Genomic DNA, 25,956 nt, shown 5'->3' with positions numbered 1-25,956 from the left:
TCAGGCCAGCCGTTGCCGTGGGGCCAGCGCCAGGGCCAAAAGGAAGCCCACCAGCTGCATCAGCACCACGCAGGGACCTGACGGCAGGTTCAGGCTGCCGGAGAGCAGCAGGCCGAGCACGGCGCAGATGGCGCCAAGGCCAGCGGCCAGTGCCACGTAGCCGTTGAACTGAACACTCACCAGCCGGGAGGCACAGGCGGGGATCACCACGAAGGCGCTGATCAGCAGCACCCCCACCGCTTTGATCGAGATCGCCACCACCACCGCCAGCAGCACGATGAAAAGGAGCCGGTGCAGCGGTACTGCCACCCCACGCGAGAGCGCCAGCGGCTCATCGAGCGTGAGCAGGATCTGGTCGCGGCGGGTGAGGCCCAGGTAGCCCACGGCAGTCAGCAGCAGGGCCACGATCAGCCCCAGGTCGAGCCAGGAGATGCCGAGGATGTCGCCGAAGAGCAGCTGATGGATGCCGCCCTTGTAACTGCGCACGAAGCTGAGCGCCACCACGGCGATCGCCAGTGACGACGAATAGACGATGTTGAGCAGGGCATCGGTGGGCAGCTGGCTGCGTTCCACCAGGCGGCTCACCACCAGGGCGAACAGCACCGCGAAGGGAATCAGCACCAGGGTGGGGTTGAGGCCCAGCAGGATGCCGAGGGTGATGCCGAGCAGGGCCGAATGGCCGAGCGCATCGCTGAAGAAGGAGAGCTGACGCAGGATCGCGAAGCTGCCCAGCAGACCGCCCAGGGCACCGGTGAGCAGGCCGCCGATCAGGGCCCGCTGCATGAAGGGCAGGGCCAGGAGCTCGGCGAGGGCTACGCCGTCGTTCATCGGTGGTGATGGTGGTAGGGCACGTAGCCCCGGCCGTAGACCCGCTCCAGCTGGGCGGGACTGAGGGCGTGATCGGGGGGGCCGGAGCAGCGCAGGCTGCGGTTCAGGCACAGCACGCCATCGCAGGTGCGCCGCACCATCTCAAGGTCGTGCGAGACCTGCAGGATCGTCCAGCCCTCGCTGCGGCGCAGGTCGAACAGCAGGCCGTAGAACTGCTCCGCCGCCTGGCTGTCGAGGCCGGCCTGGGCCTCATCGAGCACCAGCAGGCGCCGGGGCCGCACCACGCAGAAGGCCAGCAGCACGCGCTTGGTCTGACCGCCGGAGAGCTCGCTGATCAGCCGGTCGGCCAGGTCGCTGCAGCTGGTTTTGGCCAGCGCCTGGCGCACCGCCTGCCGCCGCCGCTCACTGCCGCGCCAGGGCAGCTGCAGCCCGGGTGGATCCCAGCCGAGGCCCACGAAGTCGGCCACGCTGAGGGGGCAGCGGTTGCGCACGGTGAAGGACTGGGGCACATAGGCCACCTGGGCCCGCACCGAGGCGGGCAGCTGGCCCTGGGGGCCCATCGGCCGACCCAGCAGCCGCACCTGGCCGCGCTGGTGCGGCAGGATGCCCAGCAGCGCCTGCACCAGGGTGCTCTTGCCGGCCCCGTTGGGGCCCACCAGCGCCGTGTCGGTCTCCGCCGCCAGGGTGAAGCTCACCCCCTCCACGGCTGTCGTGCCCTCGCGCCGCACCGTGAGGTCGCTGACTTCGAGAACCATTTCCGCCATGGCTTCAGCCTACCGGCCGTGCGGGGGGATCCACTGCCCTGGGTTGCCAAGGCCCGGGGAGTCCACCGCCCAGGAGATCGCTGCTGGTGGAAGCGCCGCCAGGCGGTGGGCTTGCCACCAGTGCCGCTGGTTCGCGCCGCCTCACTTGCCGAAGGCCTTCACCAGATCCGACACGTTGCGGCGCATCTGGGTGGCGTAGTAGCCGGGGTTTTCGCCCTCGGCCGGACCGGTTTCCATTGGATCGAACACGCTCACCCGCACACCGAGGTCGCCGGCGAGGGCGTTGAACGAGCGGCTGCCTTCCTGCGGCTCGGAGAGCAGGGCCTTGAGATCGGACTGCTTCACCTGCTCGGCCACCCGTTGCAGATCGGCCGGGGTGGGGTTCTGCTCGGGCGCCTCCACCACGAAGGCGGTCTTGAGCTTGTAGCGCTCGGCGAAGTAGGGGGCGAAGTCGTGGAAGGCCACGAAGGTCTTGCCGGCGAAGGGCTTGAGCTGGGCGGCGAGCTCGGCATTCAGGGCCTGCAGCTCTGCGGTGAAGCTGGCGGCGTTGGCGCTGAACTGCTCCTTGCAGGCGGGCTTGGCGGCGATCAGGCCATCCCGGATCGTTTCCACCTGCTGGACGGCCCGCAGCGGATCGAGCCAGATGTGGGGGTTGATCGGGCCGTGCTCGTGGCCGTGATCATGCCCCTGGTCGTGGTCATCACCGCCCTTCGCCTTGGCCTTATCGCCGGCCTTCCCGTCCGCATTGGTCAGGGTCGCCACGCCGCTGCTGGTGTCGATCACGCGCAGCGTGGGGTTGTCGGCGCTGGCGATCAGCTTGTCGAGGAACGACTCCAGACCCAGGCCGTTCTTCACCAGCACGTCGGCCTTCTGCAGCTTCACCAGATCCGATGGGGTGGCCTGGAAGTCGTGGGGTCCAACATTGGTGGGAACCAGTGCCTGCACCGTGGCGCAGTCGCCCGCCACCGCCTTGGTGAATCCGGTGATCGGCAGGAAGGTGGTGACCACTTGCAGGTCGGTGCCGTTGCTGGCCGCCGGATTCCGGGCGGTCTGGCCGCACGCGACCAGCAGTGCCGCAGAAGCCAGCACCGCCGCACGGCGCAGAAGGAGACGCATGGCCGGCAGAGGAGAGCGGGGATCCCGGCACCGAAGCGGCGAGAAGTCGAATCGAGAATCATACTCATTTTGGTATGGCCTACCAGGCGCCTGGCCCTCCGCCTGGCCCTTGGTTTGCGCCTGTGCCTCGGCCTCTGCATCGCCGCCGCGAGCGCCCGATCTGTGGCCCTCGTGGCGGCTCCATCCCGCGCAGGCGCCGCCCTCTCACGGCGCTCCATAGGATCGGCGTTGACCCGCTGTCGTCCTGGCCATGGCTTCCGAGGCAGCCGTTCCTGTTTCGCAGAACGAGAGCCCGCTGAAGCAGAGCCCGCTCAACGCCAAACAGAGCCATCTGCTCGATCAGCTGCAGGCCGCCGGCCACGAGCTTTCCGGCCAGGACCTGCATGCCCGGCTGCGCGGCACGCCCCATGGCATGGGCCTGGCCACGGTGTACCGGCACCTGCGCCAGCTGCAGCAGCGCGGGCTGGTTCGTTGCCGCCATCTGCCCAGTGGCGAAGCCCTCTACGCCCCCACCGAACGGGACGAGCACCATCTCACCTGCGTCGATTGCGGCCGCACCCTGCCCCTGCGGGCCTGCCCCATGCACGACGTCCACCTGCAACCCCAGCAGCTGGACGGCTTCCGGCTGCTGTTCCATACCCTGGAGTTCTTCGGCATCTGCCCCAGCTGCCAGGCCCGCCAGCAGTCGTCCTGAGAGGAGCGTGCCCCCCTCATAGCTGCAGCAGCCAGGCCAGCAACTCCTGGCGGCGTTGCCGCGGCAGCTCCAGAAAGCGCGACTTCGCCCCCTCTGCCTCCCCGCCATGCCAGAGGATCGCCTGCTCGAGCGTGCGGGCGCGGCCATCGTGCAGGAAGCCCGTCGAGGCATTCACCCGCTGCGTGAGGCCCACGCCCCAGAGGGGAGCTGTGCGCCATTCGCTGCCCGCCGCCCCCTGCTCCGCTACCCCGTCATCAAGGCCGGGACCCATGTCATGGAGGAGCAGATCGGTGTAGGGCCAGATCCTCTGAGCGCGGAGCGCCTGAACCACCGCCTGTGTGGAGGATCCCGTGGACAGTTGCGGCACATGGCACCGGGCGCACTGAAGTGTGTCGAACAGTGCCTGCCCCCGGCGCACCACCGGGCTGGAGGCCGGCTGGCCGGTGCGCGGCGCCCCCAGGGTCTGGCTGTAGAAGGTCACCAGGGTCAGCTCCTGCTGGCTGATCTCGGCGGGTTGGCCATCGGCCGCCAGCGCTGAGCCCGGCCCCACCGCCGTGGTGAGGCCCATGTCATTGAGAAAGGCGGCGCTGGTCTGGTCCCGTACCGAAGCGGAGAGCGCCTTCCAGCCGAACCGCCCCAGTTGCCGCTGGCCGTTGGCGTCCACCAGCCAGTGGGGTCGGCCGGAAATGCCATCGCCATCGCGGTCATCGGGGTCGGCGCGGGCCAGGATCGCCCCCTCCGGTACCGCCTCCAGCAGCCCCAGGCCGATCAGGGGCGGCGCCACCCGAAGGGAACGGGCCACCTGCCGAACCGAAAGATCGAGGGGAGTGTCCGTCTCCAGCTGGACCCATGGCCGGCGCAGCCCCGCCTGGTTCTGCCACTCCACCGCCACGGAGGCATCGGGGCTGGCACCCAGCACGGCGCGATCGCGGACCTGGTGGCCGATGCTCGGCACGGGCCGCCCATCCCGCAGGGCCACCCGCACCAGGGATTCCCCCATCAGCGGCCGGCCGCGGCCGTTGCGCACATGGCAGGCGATGCAGGAGGCGGCATTGAAACGGGGACCCAGGCCCGCCCCGGGCGCCCCCTCCAGGGGCACGTGGGTGCGATCGAACAGCCCATCGGCGATCTGGTGGCGCTCCAGCTCAGCCGGGCTGAGGCCGGCGGCCGGTTGCTCGAAGGAGGCCGACGTGCGGTTGGCCACGGTCATCGCCCCGGCCGCCCGTTGGGGATCGGCGGCGCTCCAGCCGCGCTGCAATCCCACACCCAGCACCACCGCCAGGGCCAGCACGGCCAGCAGCAGGCGTTGACGGGGGCGCTGCATCAGGACAACAGCGGCACTGACCGCTCCACGAGCTTCGCCGCGCTGTGCAGCTGGCTGATCAGCTGCTCCATCGCCTTGCGGGAGGCGGGGTTGTGGAGGTGATCGTTGATCGGGTGCGGCAGGGCCTTGGCCAGATCCACTGCCTGGGCGGTCTGGGCGTCGATCTGCTGGCCCAGCTCGACATCCTTGCGGCGGATCCGCTCCAGCAGACCGGTGGTCAGCAGCACCTGCCGGGCGCCCTTCACATTGGCGAGCAGATCCGCCTGGGTGTTGCCGCTGTCGGCGCTCTCCAGGCTGCGGGGATCACGGCTGTTCAGCGGTTGGCCCAGTTTTTCGTCGCCCTCCTCCTGCAGCAGGCCGATCACCCCCTGAAGCATCTCCTGCACGGCTGTGCCGGCCTCGGCTGGTGAGCTGATCCGGGCGCCGAAGCCCTGCGGCCCCGACCAGCTGGCCAGGAGCCCTTCGGCCTGGCGGTGCAGGTCGTCGGTCGCCAGGCGCAGATAGGCCAGATCGTTGGGCGTGAGCTGGGCCGCGCTGGGTCGTTGGCCCCTGTTCCCGCCGAAGATCACCCATTCGATGCCGTGGAATCCCTTGGCGGTGTCGCTGAGGGCGACGAAGGTGTCGGCCGTGAACGCGGCGCCGCCCAGGGCCGCAGCGAGGTCTTTGCGGTTCACGGGCCAGGAATCCAGGGCGCCGTCGAACCCTTCGGTTTGAGCGGGACCGAAGGCCCAGCTTTCACTGGTTTCCCAGGTGTGGCGCGCCGCCAACCAGGCCTGGCGGGCCGCCTCCAGGCGCTCGTCGGAGGGTTTGTCGGTGAGGCGTTGGATGGCGGCCTGCAGGGCGCCGGTTTCCGCCACCAACTTGGTGTTGTTGGGCTGCACCACCTGCGCCACGAAGGTCTTCACCACCGCCTCGTCGGTGGGGGCTGCCGTGCGGCCGGGCGTGCCGCAACCGTTGAGGACCAGGCCCAGGCCTAGCGGCAGTCCCAGGGCCAGGCCCAGGGCCAAGGTGCGACTCCAGCGGCAGGTGCGGGTCACGATCGATGCAGGGCGTCTGCGGCCAATGTCCACCGCCGGTCCGCACCATCACCGCCCGGACGGCACACCAGCCCGTGACCAATGGCACCCAGGGCTGCATCACCACTCAGTCGCTCCACATCCGCAACAGGTTGGTGTAGCTGCGGCTGAGCAGATCGAAGATCTCGCTCTTGCCCTGCTGGCTGAACAGCTGCCGCCGGGCTGTGTCGAGTTCGAACAGCAGTTCGCGCTGCTCTGCGTTGCGGAGGCGACTCTGGATCCAGCCCACACAGACGAGACGCTCCCCCTCCGTCACCGGTTCCACCCGGTGCAGCAGGGTGCTGGGGTAAAGGATCGCGTCGCCGGCCCTGAGGCGAATCGCTTCCTCACCATGGGGAAACTCCAGCACCAGGGCACCGCCCGCGTAGCTGGCTGGCTCCGAGAGAAACAGCGTGAAGGAGAGATCGGAGCGTCCTTCGGCCATGAAGGCGTTGTCCACGTGGCGGCCGTAGCCCTCGCCCACGCCCGTTCGGCTGAACAGCAGGCCGTGGATCCGGGCCGGTAGTGCCGCTGCAGCCAGCAGGGGATGGGCCAGCAAGGCTTGGTGCACCAGCGGCGCCAGCTCCTGGTGCAGGGCCGAAGCGCGCTCCAGCTGGCGGTTGTGCTTGACGGCCCTGGCATGCCAGCCGGCCGTTTCCTGGCCGGGCCGCCATTCCAGCTCCGGCGCCAGCAGCCGGCTTCTCCAGCTGGCGATCTGCTCGGCCGGCAGCAGTGATTCGATCTGAAAACGCATCGACCCGGCAATGGCGCGGTTCCCCCGAACGATGGCGGCACCCTGCCTCTTTCTCCAGGGGAGCGTGCCTGCGCCATTGCTGCCAATCGGCGGCAGCGGAACAGCCAGCACCCCAATCTGTCGCCAATGGCACGGTCGCCTGTGACCGGTGCAGGCCGGTGCAGAGCCAAGCCGCTCAGAATCGGCGGTGTTCCATTCGGATCCACCATGGCGCGCTCCAGCATCGCCCTGTTCCTTGCCACCACCGGGCTGATTGCCGGGATGGCGGGCTGTGGCAAGGCTCCCGAGTCCAGCGAGCCGAAGACCCCTGCGGCTGGACAGCAGGCACCTGATGGTGGCGGGGATGCGGTCGAGTACCACAAAGAGAACAAAGGAGAGGAAGGCGGCGAGGGCGGGGAAGGGGGTGAGGGCTGATGTGCAGGCCGGCACATGAAACCGGCAGCTGAACCGGGCGCAGTCCATCCCCCACTACAGGCCCCACCACCGGGCCCGCCAGCTAAAGCAGCTGGTAAGAACCGTTATCATTATCATGCTATTGCTGGGGTGCTCTGGTTCCCTGGGCCTGTTGACAAGCGCACCCTGCCAATCAATGACCGTTTCCCTCTCCAAGCTGCTTGCGCACCTTGCCTTGGGCCTGCTGGCTCCGCTGGCCCCCTTCGCTGCCGCCGCCGCTGAGCTCAACCTGGAGGGCATCCAGCGCTATGCCAGCGGTCTCACCTTGGGCAGCCAGGGCGGCGGTCTCAGCGCCGACCAGGTCACCAGCATCAACCAGTTCTCCGACGTTCAGCCCACTGAATGGGCCTACCAGGCGCTCTCGAACCTGATCGAGCGCTACGGCTGCGTCGCTGGCTATCCCGACGTCACCTTCCGCGGCAAGCAGGCCCTCAGCCGCTGGGAAGCCGCCGCTCTGCTCAATGCCTGCCTCGATCGCATCACCGAGGTGACCGACGAGCTGCGTCGCCTGCTCAAGGAATTCGAAGCCGAACTGGCCGTGCTCAAGGGCCGGGTGGATGGCCTCGACGCCAAGGTGGGCGAGCTGGAGGCCAATCAGTTCTCCACCACCACCAAGCTGAGCGGCCAGGCCACCTTCGTGCTCGGGGCCAATGCCTTCGGCGGCAGCGCTCCCGCACGCGCCACCCGCGAAGAGGTGGGCGCCACCACCTTCAGCTACGACATTCAACTCAGCTTCGACACCAGCTTCACTGGCAAGGATCTGCTGCGCACGATCCTGCGGGCCGGCAACTTCGCCGACAGCGCCTTCGGCGGCGCCGGCCCCACCGGCGGCCTCTCCACCCTGGAAGTGGCGTTCCAGGAGGATTGCGGCGACAACGCCGACTGCGGCGATGTGGTGGCGATCGACAAGCTCTTCTATCAATTCCCGCTCGGCAGCGGCTTCACCGCCACCCTCGGTGGCCGCGTCGGTCAGGAAGACATGCTCGCTCTGTGGCCGAGCGTGTACCCCAGCGACACGATCCTGAACGTGCTCACCCTCAACGGTGCGCCGGCGGCGTACAACAAGAACCTCGGCCCGGGCGCCGGCCTCTGGTGGCAGAACGGCGGCTTCAGTGTGAGCGCCAACTGCGTGGCCGCCAACGGCAACGCCGGCAACCCGAGCGAGGGCGGCATCGGCACCAGCGCCAGCGCCGGTACCGGCACCGTGCAGATCGGTTACGCGCAGGAGCAATGGGCCGTGGCTGCGATCTACAGCTACATCCAGTCAGGGGTGGGGGTGCCCGGCACCACGCCCATCACCGCCCTCGCCTTCGAGAACCCCAGCAGCACCACCAACGCCGTCGGCCTCAGCGGCTACTGGCAACCCTCCAGCTCCGGCTGGTTGCCCTCGATCAGCGCCGGCTGGGGCCTCAACTCCACGTCGTACGACGGCCAGGAGGTGGATGGCGATGTGCGCACCAGTCAGTCGTGGATGGTGGGGCTGGAGTGGAGTGATGTGTTCGTGAAAGGGAACGCCCTCGGTATGGCCGTGGGCCAGCCGGTTTTCGCCACAGCCCTCGAAGGCAGCGACTCCCCCAACGACGGCAACTATGTGTGGGAGTGGTGGTACAAGTTCCAGGTGAGCGACAACATCTCCGTGACGCCCGCCCTCTTCTATCTGAGCCGGCCCCTGGGCCAGGCCACCCCCTCCGGCGAGACCTTCAACCAGCTGGGCGGCCTGGTGAAAACCACCTTCCGGTTCTGAGCCGGGGGTTTGGAGGCTGTGAGCTGACTCTGTGTTCAGGATGGCCGTCCTGGTCTGATGCACTGGCTAGCAACGCGCGCCATGGAGTGGCTGCAGCGGCCCCAGCTCAGCGCGGCAGCTGGCACTCCAGTTCCCGCAGCCGCGCTTCCAGTGCCTCGATGCGTTCGAGGTAGGTGAGGGCCAGGGCCATGCCGGGCACGTTGAGGCCGAAGTCGTCGCGCAGGCGGGCGGCGCGGCGGGCCAGCGTGAGGGTGCGGGCGTGGAAGCACCAGGACGTGCCCGTGCCGGTGAGCTGGAACACGCCGAACTGGACCAGTTCGCTCACCTCTTCATGGGCCAGGCCAGAGGCCGCCAGCAACTCCTCGAGCGCCACCGGGCTGTCGTCGTCGGCGGGAATCAGCGGATCGTCAGCCATGGGTGGCGGCTCCTGGGAACGATGGACGGGGGTTGAACGCGGAGGCTTCGGCCAGCTCGCTGTAGAGCTCCCGTTCGCGATCACCGATCTGCTCCGGCATCACGATCTGGATCACACCGTAAAGATCACCGGCGCCTTCCTTGCGCCGCGGCAGGCCCTTGCCCGCCAGCCGCAGCTTCTGGCCGTTGCGCATGCCCGGCCGCACGGTCACCCGCGCCGTGCCGGCGAGCGTGGGCAGATCGATCTCGGCGCCGAGGGCCGCCTCCCAGGGGGCGATCGGCAGCTCCAGGTAGAGGTCGTGGCCCACGGGGCGAAACCGGGGGTGTGGCTTGAGCCGGATCTGCAGAAACAGATCACCGGCCGGGCCGCCGCCGTGGCCGGGGCCCCCACGGCCTGGCACCCGCAGGCGCTCGCCATCGGCCACACCGCGTGGCACCCGGATCGTGCCGGAGCGGGGCTCCCGCGCCATGCCGCCGTCGGCGCGGCGGCTGGGGACGCTGAGCGTGAACGCCACCTCGGTGCCCTGGGCCGCCTGCTCCAGCGTCAGTTCCGTGGTCACCTCCAGGTCCTGGCCGCGAACCTGGAAGCCGCCAGCCTGTTGGCCGAAACCGCCGGAGCCACCGAAACCGCCACCAAACCCACCGGCGCCGCCAGAAACGCCAAAGCCCATCTGCTCGAACAGATCGGCCAGATCCACGTCCTGACCAGCCGGCTGGCCGCCCTCCCGCCGGAAGCGGCTCTCCCAGTCGGGCGGTGGGCTGAAGTCCTCCCCGCTGCCATGGCGGCCCAGGTTGTCGTAGGCCTGGCGCTTCTCGGGATCGGAAAGGGTCTGGTAAGCCTCGCTGATCTCCTTGAAGCGCTCCTCGGCACCGGGCTCCTTGGCCACGTCCGGATGGGTCCGGCGGGCCAGCCGCCGGTAGGCCTTCTTGATCGCGTCGCCATCGGCGTCGCGCTCCAGCTCCAGGGCGGCGTAGTAGTCCTTGAACTTCATCGTCGCCGGGCCTCCGAACAGAGCTGCGCCTGGAGGGTGGCCGCCTGTAGGGGCGGCCCGCACGGGGCTCCTCCCAACCCTGCCACGCCCAGCCGTGATCGCGCCGCGTCAGGCGTAGGAGCGGCAGCTTCCTGGCCGCGCCCTGGCCGCTTGCCAGCCTGCAAACGGCCGCATCAGCGAGCCAGCTCTCAGAGGCCAGGCGCCAGACTGGTGGGATCAGCTCCGCCCTGGCCGCCATCGCCATGACCAGCACCGCCAGTGATCTCCACGCCACAGATGTCCGCGCCGACGGCCCTGCGACGGTGCCCATCCCCGCCATGGCGGAGGCCGGCATCACCAGCCTGCCGGTGACGATCCTCACCGGCTTTCTCGGCGCCGGCAAAACCACCCTGCTGAATCACATCCTCAGCAACCAGGACGGCATCAAGACCGCCGTCCTGGTGAATGAGTTCGGTGAGATCGGCATCGACAACGACCTGATCATCGCCACCGGCGACGACATGGTGGAGCTGAGCAACGGTTGCATCTGCTGCTCGATCAACGGCGAACTGCTGGAGGCGGTGGAGCGCATCCTCGATCGCCCCGATCCGGTCGACTACCTGGTGGTGGAAACCACCGGCCTCGCCGATCCGCTGCCGGTGGCGATGACCTTCCTCGGCAGCGAGCTGCGCGACACCACCCGGCTCGATTCGATCATCACCTTGATCGATGCGGAGAACTTTGACGACTCCACCATGGCGAGCGAGGTGGGGCGCGCCCAGGTCATTTATGGCGACATCCTGCTGCTCAACAAGACCGATCTGGTGGCGGAGGAGCGGCTGGTGGAGGTGGAATCACGCCTGCGCGAGCTGAAGAAAGACGCGCGCATCCTGCGCTCGGTCAGCGGGCAGGTGCCGCTGCCGTTGCTGCTGAGCGTGGGGCTGTTCGAGTCCGATCGGGTGGTGGCGGAGCAGGCCGGCGAGGCCCAGGCGCACAGCCATTACCACGGCCATGACCACGCTCACGATCACGGCCACAGCCATGCCCACAGCGCCGGCGCGGCCGAGGGTGCCGACGCAACCCACGCCACTGCCGCTGACCACAGCGCCTGCGATCACGACCATGGCCAGTGCGTCCACGACCACAGCAGCCACGGCCATGACCATAGCCACGATCACGATCACGCCCATGGCGACGGCGTCCATGCCGCCGACCATCTGGCGATCGAAGGCTTCACCTCGCTCTCCTTCGCTGCCGATGGGCCCTTCTCGTTGCGCAAGTTCCAGAACTTCCTCGACAACCAGATGCCGGCCGGGGTGTTCCGGGCCAAGGGAATCCTCTGGTTCAGCGAAAGCGAGCGGCGCCATGTGTTCCACCTGGCGGGCAAACGCTTCTCGATCGACGACACCGACTGGAAAGGACCGCGCAAGAACCAGCTGGTGCTGATCGGCAAGGAGCTCGATCACGACAAGCTGCGCCGTCAGCTGCGGGCCTGCGTCGCCAGCGGCGCGGCCGGCAAGGGTTTTTCCTGAACCTGGCCCGCTTGCCCGGCTGCATCCTCTGCTCGCGGCCTGGCATCCCGCCCGCTCCCGGCGCTGCATCCAGGCCCCGCATCCAAAGGTTGCCGTTGAACTCCCGGGCGGCGGGGCTGGCTTCATACTGACCCCGCAGTGGTTTGCCGGTGCGCACCCCGGTGAGGCAACGAGGAAAGTCCGGTGCCAGCATCACCCTTGTCCGAAGGCGTGGTGGTCACTCCGGCGCTGTCCCGCAGCTGTGATGGGCCCCATCAACAGGTGGGCCCTCAGCCAGAACGCTCGCCCCTGCTCCTCCCCCTTCAATCCCCGGCGCGGACCGGAGTTCACCATGCCCTTCGCTTCCCTCAAGTCCTCGTCAGGCCGAGATCTGGTGCTGGCCGGCTGCGCCGGTCTTGGCCTCAGCCTGCTGGGCACCCTGCCCGCCTCCGCCCACGGCCTGGCCGGAGCCGGCCTGGCGGGTGGCTTCAGCCATCCCCTCACCGGCCTCGACCACCTCTTCCTGCTGGTGGGCGTGGGTGCGGCCTCGTCGTTCGTGAGTGCCCAGCTCCTGCTGTTCGCCCTGGCCGGTGCCGTGATCGGGGCGTTCTTCGGTGTCAGCGGCGGCGGCCTGCCCGTGGCTGAGCTGCTGGCGGCACTGGCGGTTTCGGGTCTGGGTGTGCTGATCCTGATGAGCCGCCGCTCTGGCCACCCTCCTTCCATTCCTGCGGCCGGCACCGTGGTGACGGTGGCGGTGGCGATCCACGCGATGCTGCACGGCCATGAAGCCAGCGGTGCCAGCAGCTGGTGGGCGGGAGCCCTGCTGGCCTCTGGCCTCACCGTGGGGGTCACGTTCCTGTTGCTGCGCCGGCTCGGCACCGCCTGGACCGTGCGTCTTGCCGTTCTGCTCACCGTGGTGGGTGCGCTGCTGGCCCTGGGGCCGATCGGTCTGCTCGCCGCCGCCGGAGCCGCCTGAGCTGAGCACCAATCGCAGTCATCGACACAGTCAGCCCTCAAGTTCTGGCTAACGTTGCTGGATACCGGTTGGGTGCCATGGTCGAACTTTTGCTTTTCACCGGCGTCATCGCCCTGTTCGGCCTGGCCTTCTGGCTTACCACCGACTCTGACGACGACAATTCCGGCGGCGGCCTGATGCAGCCGGCTCTCGTGCCAGTCCGGGTCCGCCCCAGCCGCTGAACCCTTCCCTCTCTCTCACCCCTAGCGATCGTCAGCCCTGCTGATGGTCGTTTTTTCTTTGGGTTGCCTTGCCTGCGGGGAATCTGTCTGGCGTGCCATTCCACAGGGCAGAGCCCGCTTCTCATGCCCCAGCCACGACAGACAAGCGGCCTGAGCGGTTCTCGTTCTTGGTTGTTTCACCCATCCATTGATCGGACCTCCCGTTATCGGGTCACATTTGTTACTCCCGGTCGCACCCTTTCGACGTGGGTAGCTAAATCCTGATTCCTACGCTCCAGATGTTGCATTCGCGCCATCGGGCGCTCCATCTCCTGGATGAAACGGATCTCTTCCGCCACCGTGAGGCTGGCTGCTGCCGGTCTCACGGTTGTTTCGATCGCCACCGCCGTTGGTGCCGGCCTGGCGCAACAGGCGCCCAACCGCAAACCCGTTGAAATCGGGGTCTACTCGGGCCGCCACTACAACACGGACAAAGAGCTCTACCGCCAGTTCACCGCCCGCACAGGCATCAAGGTGAACGTGCTGGAAGCCAAGGACGACGCCATCATCGAGCGCCTCAAGAGTGAAGGTCGCAACAGCCCGGCCGATGTGCTCGTGCTGGTGGATGCCGCCCGCCTCGACACCGCCACCGACCAGGGCCTGTTCCAGCCCAGCCGCTCCGCAGCCCTGCAGCGCGATGTGCCCGCCAACCTGCGCGACTCCCAGGGGCGCTGGTATGGCCTCACCCGCCGGGTGCGCGCGGTGGTGGTCAACCCGAAGCTGGTGAATCCCAACACGATTCGCACTTACGCCGATCTGGCCAAGCCGGCCCTCAAGGGCAAGCTCTGCCTGCGCGACCGCAAGAGCCCCTATAACCAGTCGCTGGTGGCCAGCCAGATGATCCTGCGCGGTGACGCGACCGCAGGCAACTGGGTGCGCGGCATGGTGGCCAACGTGAAGCAGCCGTTTTTCACTTCGGACACCCCCCTGGCCCGTGCCGTCGCCCGGGGTGAGTGCGCGGTGGGCGTCGTCAACTCGTACTACGTGGCCCGCATGCTTTCGGGCGAAGGCGGCGCCGAGGACAAGCGCCTGGCTGAGCAGCTCCGGGTGGTCTACGTGAATCCCTCCCACGTCAACATCAGTGGTGCCGGCGTCACGCGCCATGCCAAGAATCCCCAGGCTGCGCTCAGGCTGATCGAGTTTCTGGCCTCCCCCACCGGTGGCCGCGGCTACGCCGAAGCCAACAACGAGTACCCGCTCAAGGGCGTGGGTGACAATCCCATTCTCAAGCGCTTCGGTACCTTCAAGGCGGATGGCGTCTCGGTCGAGCAGATCGGAGCACGGAGCAGGGCCGCTACCCGGATGATGGAAACCAACGGCTGGAAGTAGGACACCGAATGGCGGCACTGGCAACAGCCGAACGAGCACCAGCTGTCAAGGGCGCACCGCCGATGCGGCGCGCCTCCCTCACGGCAGCGGTTGTGCTGGTCTCAGCCCTGGCCCTGTTGCCGGTGCTGGTGCTGGTGGGCTATGCCCTGCTGGCCCCCGGCTCCAGCACCCTCCAGCTGGGTGCCGAGGGCGTTGAGCAGGTGGTCAACACTGTGGGGCTTGTGATCGGTGTCGGCATGATCGGCGCCCTCGTGGGCACGGCCAACGGCTGGCTCACGGCCTGTTGCCTCTTCCCTGGCCGACGCTGGCTGCGCCTGGCGCAGGTGCTTCCTCTGGCGGCCCCTGCGTTTGTGCTGGCTGCCGTGCTCGTCGATCTCGGCAGCCGCTGGGGCTTCCGCTTTCACGGCATCGGCTGGGCGGTGCTGCTGCTCAGCCTCACCACTTACACCTATGTGTTCCTGCTCTCCACCGAGAGCTTCTCGATGAGCGGCCACCGCCAGCTGGAGGCCTGCCGCAGCCTGGGCGTTGGTCCGTGGGGCAGCTTTCGGCGGGTGGCGCTGCCACTGGCCCTGCCTTCGATCGGTGCCGGCGTTGCCCTCAGCGGCATGGAGGTGGTGAATGAACTGGGCGCGGTCGAACTGCTCGGCGTGCCCACCCTGTCGCGCGGGATCCTGCAGCGCTGGCAGGGTGAAGGGGATCTGCAGGGAGCCGTGGGGCTGGCCCTGATCGCCTTGGTGATGGTGAGTCTGCTGGTGGGAGCCGAACGCTGGTTACGCCAGCGCAGCCGCCGCTGGAACATGGGCCATGACGGCACCAGCTCACTGCAGTGGCACCTGAGCGGCTGGCGGTCCTGTGCGGCCCAGCTGCTCACCCTGGTCCCGCCGCTGATCAGCCTGGCGATTCCGCTCACCTGGCTGGTGATGAGCCGCGACCACTTGCAGAGCGATTCGCCCGAGGAGCTGGTGGCGCTCACATTGCGCAGCCTTGGTCTGGCCCTTGCCGCTGCCCTGGTGACGGTGGTGGCGGCGGTGGTGCTGGCGATCGCCCGCCGCTGGATCCCCCAGCCCTTCCTGCGTCAGCTCACCTTCACGGCGGGCATGGGCTACGCGATCCCCGGCACGGTGCTGGCCCTGGCCCTGATGCTGATTGGCGGCCCGCTCGGCCTCAGCCCGCTGCTTCTGTTGCTCTGGGGCTACAGCGATCGTTTTCTGGCCGTCTCCAAGGGGGGCCTTGACGCCGCTCTGGAGCGGATTCCGCCCAGCGTGGATGAGGCGGCCACCGGCCTCGGCTGCAGCTGGACCCAGGTGCTGCGGCGTGTGCATCTGCCCCTGCTCAAGGGGCCGCTGCTGGTCGGTGCGCTGCTGGTTTTCGTCGATACGGTCAAGGAGCTGCCGCTCACCTTCTCCCTGCGCCCCTTCGATTTCGACACCCTGGCAGTGCGCGTTTATCAGTACGCCGGTGATGAACGGGTGTCGTCCGCGCTGGTGCCGGCGCTGCTGATCGTGGCTCTGGGCCTTGTGGCGGCGGTGGCGCTCATGCCCAGCCTCGAACAGCTCGGTTCCGGTCAGGACCGGAGCTGAATCGCCACGCCAGAGCTGGGCTCGCGCTGCGGGCCCTGGTTCAGGGACGCTCCGGGCAGCGGGCGGCGATCCGGGCGATCCGGTTCGCCTGCAGCACGTTGAAGTTGTCATCGCTGGCCAGCAGCAGCGTGGGGCGTCCATCGGCCAGGGCCGGGCCCACGGCGAGGGCCTCCCAGTTGTCGGGGCTGAGCCCGGCCGCCAGCAGATCCCACTGCCGCACCGGTGCGAGTGGTGGGGCGTTCTCACCTGCGGGCCGGCTTGCCGGCAGGGGGAAGGCCACCAGCCGCGCCCACCAGCGGTTCGGCGCGGCATAGCCCCGCACCAGCCCCAGCAGCAGCCCGGAGTTCGGCGGCGCCAGCAGCTCGGTGAGGCCCCACTGGGAACCCTCCAGCGCCACCGCCAGACGCCCAGCCGGCAGAAAGGCAGGCTGCGGGGCTGCGGTCTGAGGGGTGGTTGGGGAGGCGTTGCCGGCCAGGCTCCTGGCCAGCGGTCCGAAATGCAGCAGGCGCAGCGATCCCTCCGGGTCCTGCAGCAGGGGCCGCTCGGCCGCCAGCAGTAGAGAAGGGGGCAGGCCTGAACCGCCCGACGCCGTTGGCGATACCGGCAGCAAGGTCAGCGCTTCTGGCCCTTGGTTCGAGCCCAGGCCGCGCTGCGGCGCCGCCTGCCAGTCCGGCGGCAGGTCAAACGCCTCCTGCAGGCGCCCCGTGGCCCGCTGAAAGCGCAGCAACCGCGGCGGCTGCTCCAGCGTGCGGCGCCCCTCGCTCACGATCCAGAACGATTCGCCCTTGATCACCAGCCCTTCACCGTCGAGGGGGTGGGCAAACGGTTGGCCGTTGGCATCGGTGAGCCTCAGCCGCCGGCCGACCACTGGCGGTCTGCCCCCGTTCTCCCCGAGGGGCGCGACGCCGTGCAGCGGCACCAGGAAGGGAGCGGGGCCGTCGCTGAGCAGCCACAGGCTGCGGCCCTCCGGGTCCATGGCAGCGGCTGAGAAACCACCGAGCGGTTGGCCGTCGGTGCCCTCCCGCGGCAGCTCCACCTCGGCCAGCAGCTCCCAGCTCACCTCTCCCGGACAGGGCAGCACCCAGGCTGGCTCTGCGGGAGGCTGCAGCGGCACGGTCACGGGTGCTACGGGAATCACAGCGATCAGAGACGGCTCCAAGGCCCACGATGGCGCTGCTCCAGCTGCAGTGGTGCCTCACGAAGGCCTGGTCGTCCGCAACTGGCTCTGTGGCCAATCTGCGGAAGAGGAATGACAGTGCAGATCAGGAATTGTGGCCCAATGAAGACGTGCCCTAGATGCGTCGACGATGGATCAGGCAAGGATCCTGTGACATCGACTGTTGATCGCCCTTGATGCGCGGCATGCCGCCGGAGCGCACAGGATGGGGGGACCTTGAATCCTGAACGTATCGCGCTTGATGAACATCCTGCAGAGGCAGTCAAGCCACAGGCCGTGGATCAAGGACTGATTGCACAGTTGATCCAGGCTGTGTGCTGACCCAGGATCAGCCTGAGCATGATCAGCCAAACCTGGATCAACTAAGCCCGGATCAGTCAAGTCCGGATCAGTCAAGTCCGGATCAGTCTGCTCAAGATCGACGAGTCATGATCCCCTTCGTCAAGATCAACCTTCTCGGGAGGACATGGAGAATGATGAGCCAGGACGTAGTTGTTTAATTTGCTACGCCCGTGCGTCGCATTTCCAAGGCAAGGCACAGCACACCCCATGAAGATGATCTCATCGCACTGCCATGGCGTGATCGTGATGGACGAGTCACAGATGCACTCAAGCGAAGATAACGAGATCCTCAATCGCGTCCTGCAGCTCACCAGCCTCAGGGATTGGTGCATGGAACGCCTTTCACTGCTGTCGTTGCGATCCGATCTGGAAGATGCCCGCTGCCTGACCAGTGAGCATCTTGAGATGCTGGTGGAAACCAATGCCTGGAACATCCTCTGGCTTCCCTCCTGTTGGAGACCACGTAATGACGAAGGCTGACGCAATCACTACCCAGAGGATTGTCTCCAGAGTGTCAGAACATCCCGGGAGCTTCTGATTGCAGCTGCTTCACCCACTGCGCAAGTCGTTCATCAGTGACATCGGGTACACTGTCTTCATCGAGAGGCAGGCCGCAGAACAGCCCATTCACCACACTCTTAGATTCTGAAAAGTCGTAGCTAGCGGGTGATACCTTGCCAACCATTCTGGCCCCAGACTGGATGAATGCCGTGTAGAGCTCTTCCATGGCATCGCAGAAGTAATCGGAGTAGGAGGAAGAGTCTCCCAGTCCCACAATCGCCACCGTTCGACCGGTCATTTGCAGATCAGGGATGCCTTCCACGTGGCTGTCCCAGGCGGTTCCGGAGCGCATCGAATCTGCTCCAGTGTTCCAGGTGGGCACGCAACAGATCAGGTCGCCCGAAGCTTCCAACTCCTCGGTGGCGTCGAGATCACCCACATCCTGCACGCTGGCAGAGGGTCCGATCAGCTCAGCGAGGCGGGTGGCAACGTCCTCCGTTTTTCCGGTGGTGGTGGCAAACAAGATGCGAACGGGCATTGTGCTGAATCAGAACGTTGATGTTCTAATCACCAGTAGTCCTTGTGGAGCTGTGTGGAACGACATCGACAGGTGACATTGCCGACATAAGCTCAGCATCAATGGATTCAGGCGATCAAGTCATCAACGTTACGTTGATCCTGTTGCCTTGTATTCCATGCCCAACACGCTCAGTTTCACAGCCATCTCCTCCTGGCCCTCCTGTGCCTTTACACCCCACCACAGCAACACGCCAGCTCTCCATGGGCCGGCTTTGCTGGGCAAGATCCGCCAGCATCAGCCCATCCAGAAGCTCAGCCTGGATTATCCGGGTCTCACCCAGGAGCAGCTTGCCCTGGTGCAGGGCATCCAGGTGCAGGAACAGACATTGGCTCAGCTTTATCAGGAGTTGCAGGCGGTTGAGGTGATCAAGGCTGGGCTTGAACGGGAGCTGATTGATTCTCTCAGTCCTGTGTCGCTACTCTGACTTTCAGCGTGCAGCCGCCCGCAGCAAAAAGCCCTGGCCGGAAGGCCAGGGCAAGTTGTGAATCTCACAGTCGTGGTTCTGACAGCTGGGCTTCCCCTGGTTGCGGTAAACGCGGAAGAGTTTCCACAGTGTTTCACCAGTGGAGGTTCAACAGCGGGGTTCACTCAACGTTGGAGTTTCAGGCAGTCTCCATCATTTCAAGCGCCTTGCCTACCCGGCGGAAATCAAAGCCGAGAGCCCGCAGAGCGTGCCAGAGATGGCCCTGCAGGAAGAAGAAGGCCAGAAAGAAGTGGGCATTCGCCAGCCAGGCACGAGCGGTGTGAACCCCCAACGGCAGATCCACGCTGTCGGCGAAGTAGGGAGAGAAGGAGAATTTCAGCGTGAGCGCAGGCCCAAAGAATTCCACTGGATACACGGTGGTGTTCGAGGCACACCAGAGGCTGGCCACAAATCCCATCAAGGCCACCGATCCAATGGAGTACGACAGAATCGATTCGGCCGATTGAAGAACCAGCTTGCGTGCGAAGGGCAACGGTGGCACCAGGATGTGCCATACCCCGCCCAGGGTGAGCATGAAGGCGATCACCACATGGCCACCGATCACATCTTCCAGGCTGGAGATCGAGAGGAAGCTGGTCTGATAGCCCCAGATTGTGGCCAGATCCACGCGCGGTTGCACGGTTCGAACCGCTTGAAGGGCAGGGTCGTAGATGCCCACCCGTTTGGCCAGTTCAACAAACGCAATGGCTCCCAGGCCCAGGAAGATCAGGTGATGGCCCAGGATCACCCCCAGCTTGGCAGGGTCTTCCCAGTCGAAGTTGAAGCGCTTGGCGCCGCCCTGCGTGGTGCCAAGGTCGGTGGGGGCACGGAAGAGGTGCCACATCCCTCCGGCGGCCAGTACGGCGGCGCTCACCAGGTGGAAGGCGGCGATGGCGATGATCGGCTCCGCATGGGCGATCACACCACCTTCCCCAACGCCAAGACCAAGGCGCGCCAGGTTTGGCAGAAGAATCAGGCCCTGCTCACCCATCGGCTGGGCAGGGTTGTAACGGCTGAGCTCGTAGATGGTGAACGAGCCCGCCCAGAACATGATCAAGCCGGCATGAGCAGCATGCGCTGAAATGAATGTGCCGGCTTCATTGGTCACCAGTGAATTGCCTGCCCACCAGTCATAATTGACCTTTGGGTTTCCGTACGATTGCATCAAGCTTGCGCGAGGCAGCGTCAATGTAAGTTGAAGCTCCAGCGATTGGTGCGTATGAAATGACTATCTGGCAGCTGATTGCGTACGGAACTGTGTATCAATGAAGCGTTCGTGTCGTGCCTTTGCAGACAATGACCGAGGCCATGCGCTTGGTTGGAGTTGGCGGGGCAGTGGCTGAAACCTCACCAGAACGGCTTCCTTCAGGAACAGGCCACTCGTCACAACGCCCCAGAAGCCCCTTCCCAGGGCATTGGCGACCCTCAGGCGGCGCCACCACCACCGCCACCCCGATAGCGGCTGGCCGCACGCTTCACGCTGGCGAGAGCGGTGCCATCAAGGAACTGCTGATCCAGGAGCAACAAGGCGGCGGAGTTGTCCCCTGCCAAGCGCAGACGCTGCAGCACAAAGCGGGCTTCCGCCTCTTCCTGGATCTGTTCTTCGACAAACCAATCCAACATGGCGGAAGCGCTTCGCTCCCCATCCGCTTCCGCCAAGGTGTACAGGCGGTTGATGGAGGCTGTGACGGCTTTCTCCATCACCAGCACCTGATCGAACAACGCCTGGGTGGAGTCCCAGGAGCGTTGCGGCGACTGAATGGTGGGCAGAATCACCTGTTCGTCACAGTCGAGCAGATAATCGATCATGCGGGAGGCATGACCTCGCTCCTCATTGCTTTTGTTGAGCATGTATTCGGAGAAGCCGGCAAGATCCTTCTCCCGCAGCCAGATCGACATCGACAGGTAGCTATGGCTGGCGTGAAACTCAGCCTCCAGGTGGGTGTTGATCGCTTGCGTCAACTCTTTCATGTGGTTCGTTCAGTGATGTCTCTCTTGATCTAGCAACCTGAGTGCTCCCCGTGAGCCAGAGTTCACAGGTTGTCGTGTCTGCCCGGAGAGGGTATGAGCGATTGCACACGACTGCCCTTCGAACCATCGATCACCACCGCTCGTGACTTTCATCGCGTTGATCGGCTGCTGCTTCAGAGAGAATCTGCCGACAACAATCTGCAATCCCTGAACCTCCTGATGCCATCAGCTGTGGTTGCGACTTGCGCCATGAGCTGTGGTTCCGACTTTCAGTCCACGATTTGCATCACGATCACCAAGCCTTTCCGTCCATGTGTGACACAACCAGGCCCTTTGATTCATGACCGACCCGGAGACGTTCTGAAACCCATGATCTGCTGGTTGTAATCCCTACCCGACTCCACTGAGTTCTCCCTGACCACCAAACGGATCCACCCATGCCCAATGATTTTCCCGGTGAACTTCCCAGCCTGCCCGTGGAGCAGCGCACCAGGAAGCGCACCGATGAGCTCTGTGCCATTCAGCAATGGTGCCTGGAGCGTACGGCCCAGCTGGAGAGGCAAGGCAACAGTGCTGCTGCACGCTGCCTTAAGTGTGAGCATCTCGAATTGCTGAGGCAACCCGACAGCCATCGCACGTTGTGGATGCGCATTGAGTATGACCCTGAGGGCTGATCCGGCGCTGAGTGGCATTCCTGTTTGCTGGAGGTGCCATTGGCCACAGGATGAGGCGCTGAAGATGACAGCACCTCTGGCTGAATGCACCCACACTGATGACGGAGACGGACGCCCTCACCAGGTGGGCTGAGGGAGTTTTTTCTCAGCTCGGAACCAGCGTGGGTTGCGGGCTGGACGTGGCTGGAAAGGTTTTCACCACGGCAGAAGGACGCAGACGCAAGGCGCAGTGCTGGCCGATCTGCAGCGGCATGTCCATGGGCCGGCGTACACGCAGGCGCACATCCCCCTGCTCCACCTGATACAGCCAGCTGCGGCCCAGAAACTCGCGGCCCATCACTTTGCCGGCGCCGGAATCGTCCGCCTCCAGCTCAATGTCGTCGGGGCTCACCAGCACCTCCACGGATGCTTCCTGAACACTCAGGCGCGGGAGGGAGGGACCTCTGAGTGGCTGCACCGGCCCCAGCAGTGTGTGCAGATCCGAGCCCTGCCACCAGGCCGGCAGCACATTGCCTTGCAGCACGAAACGCCCCACGAAGGAGGTGGCGGGTTGGTGGACCAGATGCTGAGGGCTGGCGCATTGGTGCAGACGACCGTCATGGAGCACCGCCACCCGATCACAGATCGCAAGTGCCTCTTCGGGGTCGTGGGTGACGATCAGTCCGCTCGTGCCGCACTGCGCCAGCACGGTGGGCAATTCGCTGCGCAGCCGCAGCCGCACCTCCACATCAAGGTTGGAAAAGGGCTCATCGAGAAGCACCACCGCCGGTTCCGGCGCCAGAGCGCGCGCCAGGGCGAGCCGCTGGCGCTGGCCACCGGAGAGCTCGTGCGGGTAGCGCTCCGCCAGTTCGCTTAGACCCAGCAGGTTGAGCAGCCAGGCGGCACGGCCCTTGTTCTGCCGTTGTCTGAGACCGAAACAGACATTGCCCCAGGCCGTGAGGTGGGGGAACAGGGCGTAATCCTGAAAGACCATGCCCACGCCGCGGCGTTCGGGAGCAAGGCAGCAGTTCGGACCAGACACCTCGCGGCCCGCCAGGCGGATCACGCCCCGCTGCGGCCACTCGAAGCCGGCGATCAGGCGCAGCAAGGTGGTTTTGCCACAGCCGGATGGGCCCAGCAAGCCCACCAGTTCGCCCCGCTCAAGACGCAGATCAATGCCTTGCAGGGTCCATTCCGAACCGCCGCAGCCACCGGGAAACCGGTGCCACAGACCTTGCAGTTCGATCGCGTGGAGAGAAGCAGGATTGGGCGCGTGGAGAACAGCGGGATCGGGAGATGGGTGGTCAGATTGATGCGACTGCAGCATGAATCAGGCCTCCCCTGTGCTGACGACAGCCTCAAGGGTGATCCCCATCAGATGCTGGCGGCACCGGAAACGAGGCCTCCAAGGTGCCGGCAGCGGGTGGCCCAGAGTGGCGACGACGAACCGCAAATCGGATTGCAATTGATGCTGCTGCGTGATCAACGGCCGCAGCGGCAGCAGCCGCCTTTCCAGTTCGAACACTTTGAACGCTTGCACCCTTTTTTCTTGGCGATTCGGATGCGATCGCGACGTTGCCGTGTGGCCGTGGGTTGGGTGGCAGTGAGTTGTTCAGAGTGAGAGGCCGCTCCGGCCATGGCTTTAAAGCAGACTCCATTAACTCTAGGTGATTGAGCTGGCGATTTTCCTATTGTGATCACCTCAGGGTGTGACAAATCGAACATGCCGCTGTGCTGGATCGAGCCGCTGAACTGTTCGCCCTTCCGCCTCTCTAAGCTGAGTCGGCATCAAGCGGATTGCACCCATGGTTCTTGGCACTCAGCACGCCACTGGCACCCTCCTGAGCGGCGGGCGGCCGGTGGCCCAGCCCATGCAGGAGGTGCTGCTTGAGGCGCTTCAGCAGCATCTGGCGATGGAATTGAACGCCAGCTCCGCCTATTGGGCCCTGGCCGTCTGGTTCGCCGAGCGCGATCTGCGTGGCTTCTCCCGCACGTTCAAGGCGGAATCGGATCAGGAACGCAATCACGCCGGCCTGTTCGCCGATTACCTGATCGCCCGTGGCCAGCCTGTGGTTCTGGGCGGTATCAATGCGCCCAAGCAGGTGTGGAACGACATCGAGGACGTGCTTCTGTCTGTTTTTCAGATGGAAGTGGATGTCACCACCTCTTTGCATCAGTTGTATGCATTGGCAGAGCAATCCGGCGATGTGCGCACCACTGTGTTTCTGGATCCCTTGATTGATCAGCAGACGGCCTCTGAAGATGAGGCGGCCCACAGGCTCGGTCGTTGGCGCCTGGCTGGTGGCGAATCTGCGGCGCTGCTGATCCTTGATGCCGAGCTCGACGGTGGCAAAGCAACACCGTCCAAGCTGGCGGCATGATTCCGGCCTGAAGTTGCCTGGAGATAGGCGGTGTCTGTTTGGTCTTGACCATCCCTTCCACCGCTTGTTCAGCCTGAGGCCTATCCGCTATGTCCAGGCCATGGCTCTGGTTGTTCGCTTCAGGCCCGCTTGTTCTTTGAACGGCTTAGTCCACGGTTCATCAGGCCAGGCTGTGGCGGCGGCTGAGTTCCACCAGAAAGGCCACACTGAAGGGATCCAGTCCTGGGGCACGGCGTAGTGCCAGACCGACAGCGTGCACTTCGGCCTGCCGCACCGCCATGCGCTGCAATTCACCCTGCAGTCTGCGGATCAGGCCGGCATCACGGCAGCGCGTCAACTGTGTGGCGATCTGGCGCCGCCGGCTGAGCAGCTTGCCCATTTCACGGCACAGGCTGCCCAGCAGGCTGTCGGCGGGGCCGTCGTTCAACGGGGACAAGGGCGATGGGGCCTCTCTGCAGGGGGGCAGGAGTGGGGAAGAGCACACCACGATCTGCGCTCCGCTCAAGCCGCCGCCAGCGGGGCGGACTCGACCAGGGAAGGGGCCACGCGCATGCCCGTCTGGCCGCTGGGCGCTTCCATCAGTTCCGCCTGCCGGATCCGCGAGATCAGCCGGGTGGTGGTGACGCGGGTGGTGCCGATCAGTTCACCGATGCGTTCGTGGGTGAGGCGGAAGGGAAGGTCGCACCAGGGACCGCAGCGGCGCCCCAGGCGGCGCACCAGCAGACCGAACAGGGCATGGAGCCGTTGCTCGGCACTGCCGAGGTGCCGGATGCGCAGCAGTTGCAGCGTCCATTCATTGACGGGGTCAAAGCCATCACCCGTGCCCGCTTCGCCGTCACTGCGGAAACACAGGGGCGTGAGCGCCTCCACGCAGACCCCTTCACTGCAGAGGCGGTCGGTGCGCAGTTGATCGCCGGGTTGGAGAAAGGCGAGGGTCATTCCCTCGGTTTCCTCGCAGGGGCAGTACACCCGGGCGATACCTTCCAGCACCTCGATGCAACTGCCACTGGGACGGTGCAGGGGATCGAGGAGCACCGTCTGGCCGGTGGGCATGCGTACAGCAGACGCGGGCTGATCGGGCAGAAAGCGGAAACTCACGGATGGGGCTTATTGAGAATGAATCGCACTCTAAACAGCTGCCCCGCCTTTTTGCAAGTGGTTCTCAATAGCAACTGGTAGTTGCAAGCCCTGGACGCCGACGGGGGGTTCCTGGCGGCGGATCGCCTGTGGACGATCGGCTACCTGGTACTTGCAGGTAAGGACTGGGGCTCTGGTGGCCTGGGCTTTGGTAACGACGTCTGGTGCTATTTGGGCGCCTCGCATGTGGTGACGGTGCTGGCCTTTGTGCGGCGTCGACGCAACCTGATCCCATTCCCACTTCGTTCCCCATGCTTCGCATCCGCGGTGATCGTGCTTCCCTGCTGGCCGCGCTGGCCACCAACTGGGCCCATCAACAGCTCGGCCTCACGGCTCCGGAGCTGGGCTTCCCTGGAGCCGCCCTGGTCACGGCTGTGGACCAGGGCCAGAGGGGGGCGGCTGCAGTGGCGCCGCTCAGCGTGGGGCCGCAGCGGCACAGCGGGGACACAGCGCCCGCACGGTGAGCACACACTCCAGCAGGCGGAAGCCGTGGGTCTGGGCTGCCGTTTCTCCTGCTGCCATCACCTGCGCGCTGTCGAACTCCTCGGTGCGGCCGCAGCTCACGCACACGAGGTGATGGTGATCGCGGTGGCTGTCGCTGGCCAGCTCAAAGCGCCGCCCGCCTTCCGGCAGCTCCAGTTCCCGCAGCAGCTCAAGGGCACTGAGCAGGCGCAACGTGCGGTACACAGTGGCCAGTGACACGCGCGTCTGCTCCCCCAGCAGCCGTTGGTGCACTTCTTCGGCACTCAGGTGGCTGCCTTCACCGATGCGGCGGAACAGATCGAGCACCCGCTGGCGCTGGGGCGTCAGCCGCTGCCCGCGGCCGTGGAGGCTGTTGCGCAGTCCTTCAGGAATCGCGGGAACCTGGCCCCTACCAGTGGCTGAACGGGTGGGCACCAGGTGGGCGGCTGTGCTTCTCAACAATAGATGCTGTTGCGAATCCTGGACAGACCATGGCGTTGTCGTGATTGTTCCGTT

At 65.9% G+C, this 25,956-nt stretch carries 30 protein-coding genes and 1 riboswitch; of the genes, 13 read left to right on the top strand and 17 right to left on the bottom strand.

Going from position 1 to position 25,956, the window contains the following annotated elements; genetic code table 11:
* The 3 genes from KQ303_RS06100 to KQ303_RS06090 form a co-directional block, all read right to left on the bottom strand.
* Positions 1-828 (bottom strand): metal ABC transporter permease, encoded by an 828-nt coding sequence (locus tag KQ303_RS06100; RefSeq protein ID WP_259729576.1) that lies wholly within the window; start codon positions 826-828, stop codon positions 1-3.
* Complete coding sequence (locus KQ303_RS06095) at positions 825-1,592, bottom strand: metal ABC transporter ATP-binding protein (protein ID WP_259729575.1); 768 nt, start codon at positions 1,590-1,592, stop codon at positions 825-827. Before KQ303_RS06095 ends, KQ303_RS06100 begins: the two co-directional genes overlap by 4 nt.
* A 141-nt stretch (positions 1,593-1,733) precedes the next feature.
* Positions 1,734-2,708, bottom strand: a complete 975-nt coding sequence (locus tag KQ303_RS06090; protein ID WP_259729574.1) for a metal ABC transporter solute-binding protein, Zn/Mn family — start codon at positions 2,706-2,708, stop codon at positions 1,734-1,736.
* Positions 2,709-2,958: 250 nt separating this feature from the next.
* Here KQ303_RS06090 and KQ303_RS06085 point away from each other — a divergent pair, with 250 nt between their 5' ends.
* The gene (locus KQ303_RS06085) at positions 2,959-3,402 is read left to right on the top strand and encodes a Fur family transcriptional regulator (RefSeq protein WP_259729573.1); all 444 of its coding nucleotides are present in this window, start codon (positions 2,959-2,961) and stop codon (positions 3,400-3,402) included.
* Between the two features lie 16 nt (positions 3,403-3,418).
* On the opposite strand, the gene KQ303_RS06080 is transcribed toward KQ303_RS06085, so the two are convergent.
* From KQ303_RS06080 to KQ303_RS06070, 3 genes are all read right to left on the bottom strand, one after another.
* The gene (locus KQ303_RS06080) at positions 3,419-4,726 is read right to left on the bottom strand and encodes a di-heme oxidoredictase family protein (RefSeq protein ID WP_259729572.1); all 1,308 of its coding nucleotides are present in this window, start codon (positions 4,724-4,726) and stop codon (positions 3,419-3,421) included.
* The gene (locus tag KQ303_RS06075; RefSeq protein ID WP_259729571.1) at positions 4,726-5,763 is read right to left on the bottom strand and encodes an imelysin family protein; all 1,038 of its coding nucleotides are present in this window, start codon (positions 5,761-5,763) and stop codon (positions 4,726-4,728) included. The genes KQ303_RS06080 and KQ303_RS06075 overlap by 1 nt, the downstream gene beginning before the upstream one ends.
* A gap of 106 nt (positions 5,764-5,869) precedes the next feature.
* Positions 5,870-6,535, bottom strand: a complete 666-nt coding sequence (locus tag KQ303_RS06070; RefSeq protein ID WP_259729570.1) for a Fe2+-dependent dioxygenase — start codon at positions 6,533-6,535, stop codon at positions 5,870-5,872.
* A gap of 207 nt (positions 6,536-6,742) precedes the next feature.
* Between KQ303_RS06070 and KQ303_RS06065 the strand changes: the two genes are divergently transcribed.
* Both KQ303_RS06065 and KQ303_RS06060 read left to right on the top strand, forming a co-directional pair.
* Positions 6,743-6,949 carry a hypothetical protein gene (locus KQ303_RS06065; RefSeq protein ID WP_259729569.1) on the top strand — a complete coding sequence of 69 codons (207 nt, stop codon included), beginning with the start codon at positions 6,743-6,745 and terminating at the stop codon, positions 6,947-6,949.
* A 175-nt stretch (positions 6,950-7,124) separates the two neighbouring features.
* Positions 7,125-8,732 carry an iron uptake porin gene (locus tag KQ303_RS06060; RefSeq protein WP_259729568.1) on the top strand — a complete coding sequence of 536 codons (1,608 nt, stop codon included), beginning with the start codon at positions 7,125-7,127 and terminating at the stop codon, positions 8,730-8,732.
* A gap of 106 nt (positions 8,733-8,838) precedes the next feature.
* On the opposite strand, the gene KQ303_RS06055 is transcribed toward KQ303_RS06060, so the two are convergent.
* Complete coding sequence (locus KQ303_RS06055) at positions 8,839-9,147, bottom strand: chaperone modulator CbpM (protein WP_094510905.1); 309 nt, start codon at positions 9,145-9,147, stop codon at positions 8,839-8,841.
* Entirely contained in the window at positions 9,140-10,138 is a 999-nt protein-coding gene (locus KQ303_RS06050) for a DnaJ C-terminal domain-containing protein (protein WP_259729567.1), read from the bottom strand. Before KQ303_RS06050 ends, KQ303_RS06055 begins: the two co-directional genes overlap by 8 nt.
* Positions 10,139-10,455: 317 nt before the next feature.
* On the opposite strand from KQ303_RS06050, the gene KQ303_RS06045 reads away from it, so the two are divergent.
* From KQ303_RS06045 to KQ303_RS06025, 5 genes are all read left to right on the top strand, one after another.
* Positions 10,456-11,649: a GTP-binding protein gene (locus KQ303_RS06045; protein ID WP_259729695.1), complete on the top strand. Its 1,194-nt coding sequence runs from the start codon at positions 10,456-10,458 to the stop codon at positions 11,647-11,649.
* A gap of 122 nt (positions 11,650-11,771) precedes the next feature.
* Positions 11,772-11,954: riboswitch (cobalamin riboswitch) on the top strand.
* A gap of 26 nt (positions 11,955-11,980) precedes the next feature.
* Positions 11,981-12,604 carry a HupE/UreJ family protein gene (locus KQ303_RS06040; protein WP_259729566.1) on the top strand — a complete coding sequence of 208 codons (624 nt, stop codon included), beginning with the start codon at positions 11,981-11,983 and terminating at the stop codon, positions 12,602-12,604.
* A 77-nt stretch (positions 12,605-12,681) separates the two neighbouring features.
* Entirely contained in the window at positions 12,682-12,825 is a 144-nt protein-coding gene (locus KQ303_RS06035; RefSeq protein WP_198948234.1) for a hypothetical protein, read from the top strand.
* Between the two features lie 315 nt (positions 12,826-13,140).
* Positions 13,141-14,193 carry an extracellular solute-binding protein gene (locus KQ303_RS06030; protein WP_399233032.1) on the top strand — a complete coding sequence of 351 codons (1,053 nt, stop codon included), beginning with the start codon at positions 13,141-13,143 and terminating at the stop codon, positions 14,191-14,193.
* A 62-nt stretch (positions 14,194-14,255) separates the two neighbouring features.
* Complete coding sequence (locus KQ303_RS06025) at positions 14,256-15,773, top strand: iron ABC transporter permease (protein WP_259729564.1); 1,518 nt, start codon at positions 14,256-14,258, stop codon at positions 15,771-15,773.
* A 40-nt stretch (positions 15,774-15,813) separates the two neighbouring features.
* On the opposite strand, the gene KQ303_RS06020 is transcribed toward KQ303_RS06025, so the two are convergent.
* Entirely contained in the window at positions 15,814-16,893 is a 1,080-nt protein-coding gene (locus KQ303_RS06020; protein WP_259729563.1) for an esterase-like activity of phytase family protein, read from the bottom strand.
* Positions 16,894-17,499: 606 nt separating this feature from the next.
* Here KQ303_RS06020 and KQ303_RS06015 point away from each other — a divergent pair.
* Entirely contained in the window at positions 17,500-17,772 is a 273-nt protein-coding gene (locus KQ303_RS06015; RefSeq protein ID WP_259729562.1) for a hypothetical protein, read from the top strand.
* 34 nt (positions 17,773-17,806) lie between these two features.
* On the opposite strand, the gene fldA is transcribed toward KQ303_RS06015, so the two are convergent.
* The gene (gene fldA / locus KQ303_RS06010) at positions 17,807-18,331 is read right to left on the bottom strand and encodes a flavodoxin FldA (protein ID WP_259729561.1); all 525 of its coding nucleotides are present in this window, start codon (positions 18,329-18,331) and stop codon (positions 17,807-17,809) included.
* Positions 18,332-18,488: 157 nt separating this feature from the next.
* On the opposite strand from fldA, the gene KQ303_RS06005 reads away from it, so the two are divergent.
* Positions 18,489-18,797, top strand: a complete 309-nt coding sequence (locus KQ303_RS06005) for a hypothetical protein (protein WP_259729560.1) — start codon at positions 18,489-18,491, stop codon at positions 18,795-18,797.
* A gap of 178 nt (positions 18,798-18,975) precedes the next feature.
* On the opposite strand, the gene KQ303_RS06000 is transcribed toward KQ303_RS06005, so the two are convergent.
* Together KQ303_RS06000 and KQ303_RS05995 are read right to left on the bottom strand one after the other, a co-directional pair.
* A complete protein-coding gene (locus KQ303_RS06000) occupies positions 18,976-20,001 on the bottom strand; it encodes a chlorophyll a/b binding light-harvesting protein (protein ID WP_259729559.1) in 1,026 nt (341 codons plus the stop codon).
* Positions 20,002-20,261: 260 nt separating this feature from the next.
* Positions 20,262-20,807, bottom strand: coding sequence for a ferritin (locus tag KQ303_RS05995; RefSeq protein ID WP_259729558.1), 546 nt, complete (start codon positions 20,805-20,807; stop codon positions 20,262-20,264).
* 437 nt (positions 20,808-21,244) lie between these two features.
* Between KQ303_RS05995 and KQ303_RS05990 the strand changes: the two genes are divergently transcribed.
* Entirely contained in the window at positions 21,245-21,481 is a 237-nt protein-coding gene (locus tag KQ303_RS05990; RefSeq protein WP_259729557.1) for a hypothetical protein, read from the top strand.
* A gap of 145 nt (positions 21,482-21,626) precedes the next feature.
* On the opposite strand, the gene KQ303_RS05985 is transcribed toward KQ303_RS05990, so the two are convergent.
* Both KQ303_RS05985 and KQ303_RS05980 read right to left on the bottom strand, forming a co-directional pair.
* A complete protein-coding gene (locus KQ303_RS05985) occupies positions 21,627-22,787 on the bottom strand; it encodes an ABC transporter ATP-binding protein (RefSeq protein ID WP_259729556.1) in 1,161 nt (386 codons plus the stop codon).
* Between the two features lie 3 nt (positions 22,788-22,790).
* The gene (locus KQ303_RS05980) at positions 22,791-23,000 is read right to left on the bottom strand and encodes a hypothetical protein (protein WP_259729555.1); all 210 of its coding nucleotides are present in this window, start codon (positions 22,998-23,000) and stop codon (positions 22,791-22,793) included.
* A gap of 265 nt (positions 23,001-23,265) precedes the next feature.
* On the opposite strand from KQ303_RS05980, the gene KQ303_RS05975 reads away from it, so the two are divergent.
* Entirely contained in the window at positions 23,266-23,841 is a 576-nt protein-coding gene (locus KQ303_RS05975; RefSeq protein WP_259729554.1) for a ferritin, read from the top strand.
* 160 nt (positions 23,842-24,001) lie between these two features.
* Here KQ303_RS05975 and KQ303_RS05970 read toward each other — a convergent pair whose 3' ends face one another.
* Both KQ303_RS05970 and KQ303_RS05965 read right to left on the bottom strand, forming a co-directional pair.
* Positions 24,002-24,268: a hypothetical protein gene (locus KQ303_RS05970; protein ID WP_094510893.1), complete on the bottom strand. Its 267-nt coding sequence runs from the start codon at positions 24,266-24,268 to the stop codon at positions 24,002-24,004.
* Between the two features lie 74 nt (positions 24,269-24,342).
* Positions 24,343-24,939, bottom strand: coding sequence for a Crp/Fnr family transcriptional regulator (locus KQ303_RS05965; RefSeq protein ID WP_259729553.1), 597 nt, complete (start codon positions 24,937-24,939; stop codon positions 24,343-24,345).
* 290 nt (positions 24,940-25,229) lie between these two features.
* Here KQ303_RS05965 and KQ303_RS05960 point away from each other — a divergent pair, with 290 nt between their 5' ends.
* Positions 25,230-25,442 (top strand): hypothetical protein, encoded by a 213-nt coding sequence (locus KQ303_RS05960; protein WP_255099544.1) that lies wholly within the window; start codon positions 25,230-25,232, stop codon positions 25,440-25,442.
* Here KQ303_RS05960 and KQ303_RS05955 read toward each other — a convergent pair.
* Complete coding sequence (locus KQ303_RS05955; RefSeq protein WP_233132806.1) at positions 25,393-25,875, bottom strand: Fur family transcriptional regulator; 483 nt, start codon at positions 25,873-25,875, stop codon at positions 25,393-25,395. The genes KQ303_RS05960 and KQ303_RS05955 overlap by 50 nt on opposite strands.
* Positions 25,876-25,956 lie beyond the last annotated feature (81 nt).

Origin of the sequence: Synechococcus sp. CS-1333, from assembly GCF_025128015.1 — a bacterium.
GTDB lineage: Bacteria > Cyanobacteriota > Cyanobacteriia > PCC-6307 > Cyanobiaceae > MW101C3.
The sequence above is the reverse complement of the archived record's forward strand: the minus strand, read 5'-3'. Positions and strand labels throughout refer to the sequence as shown.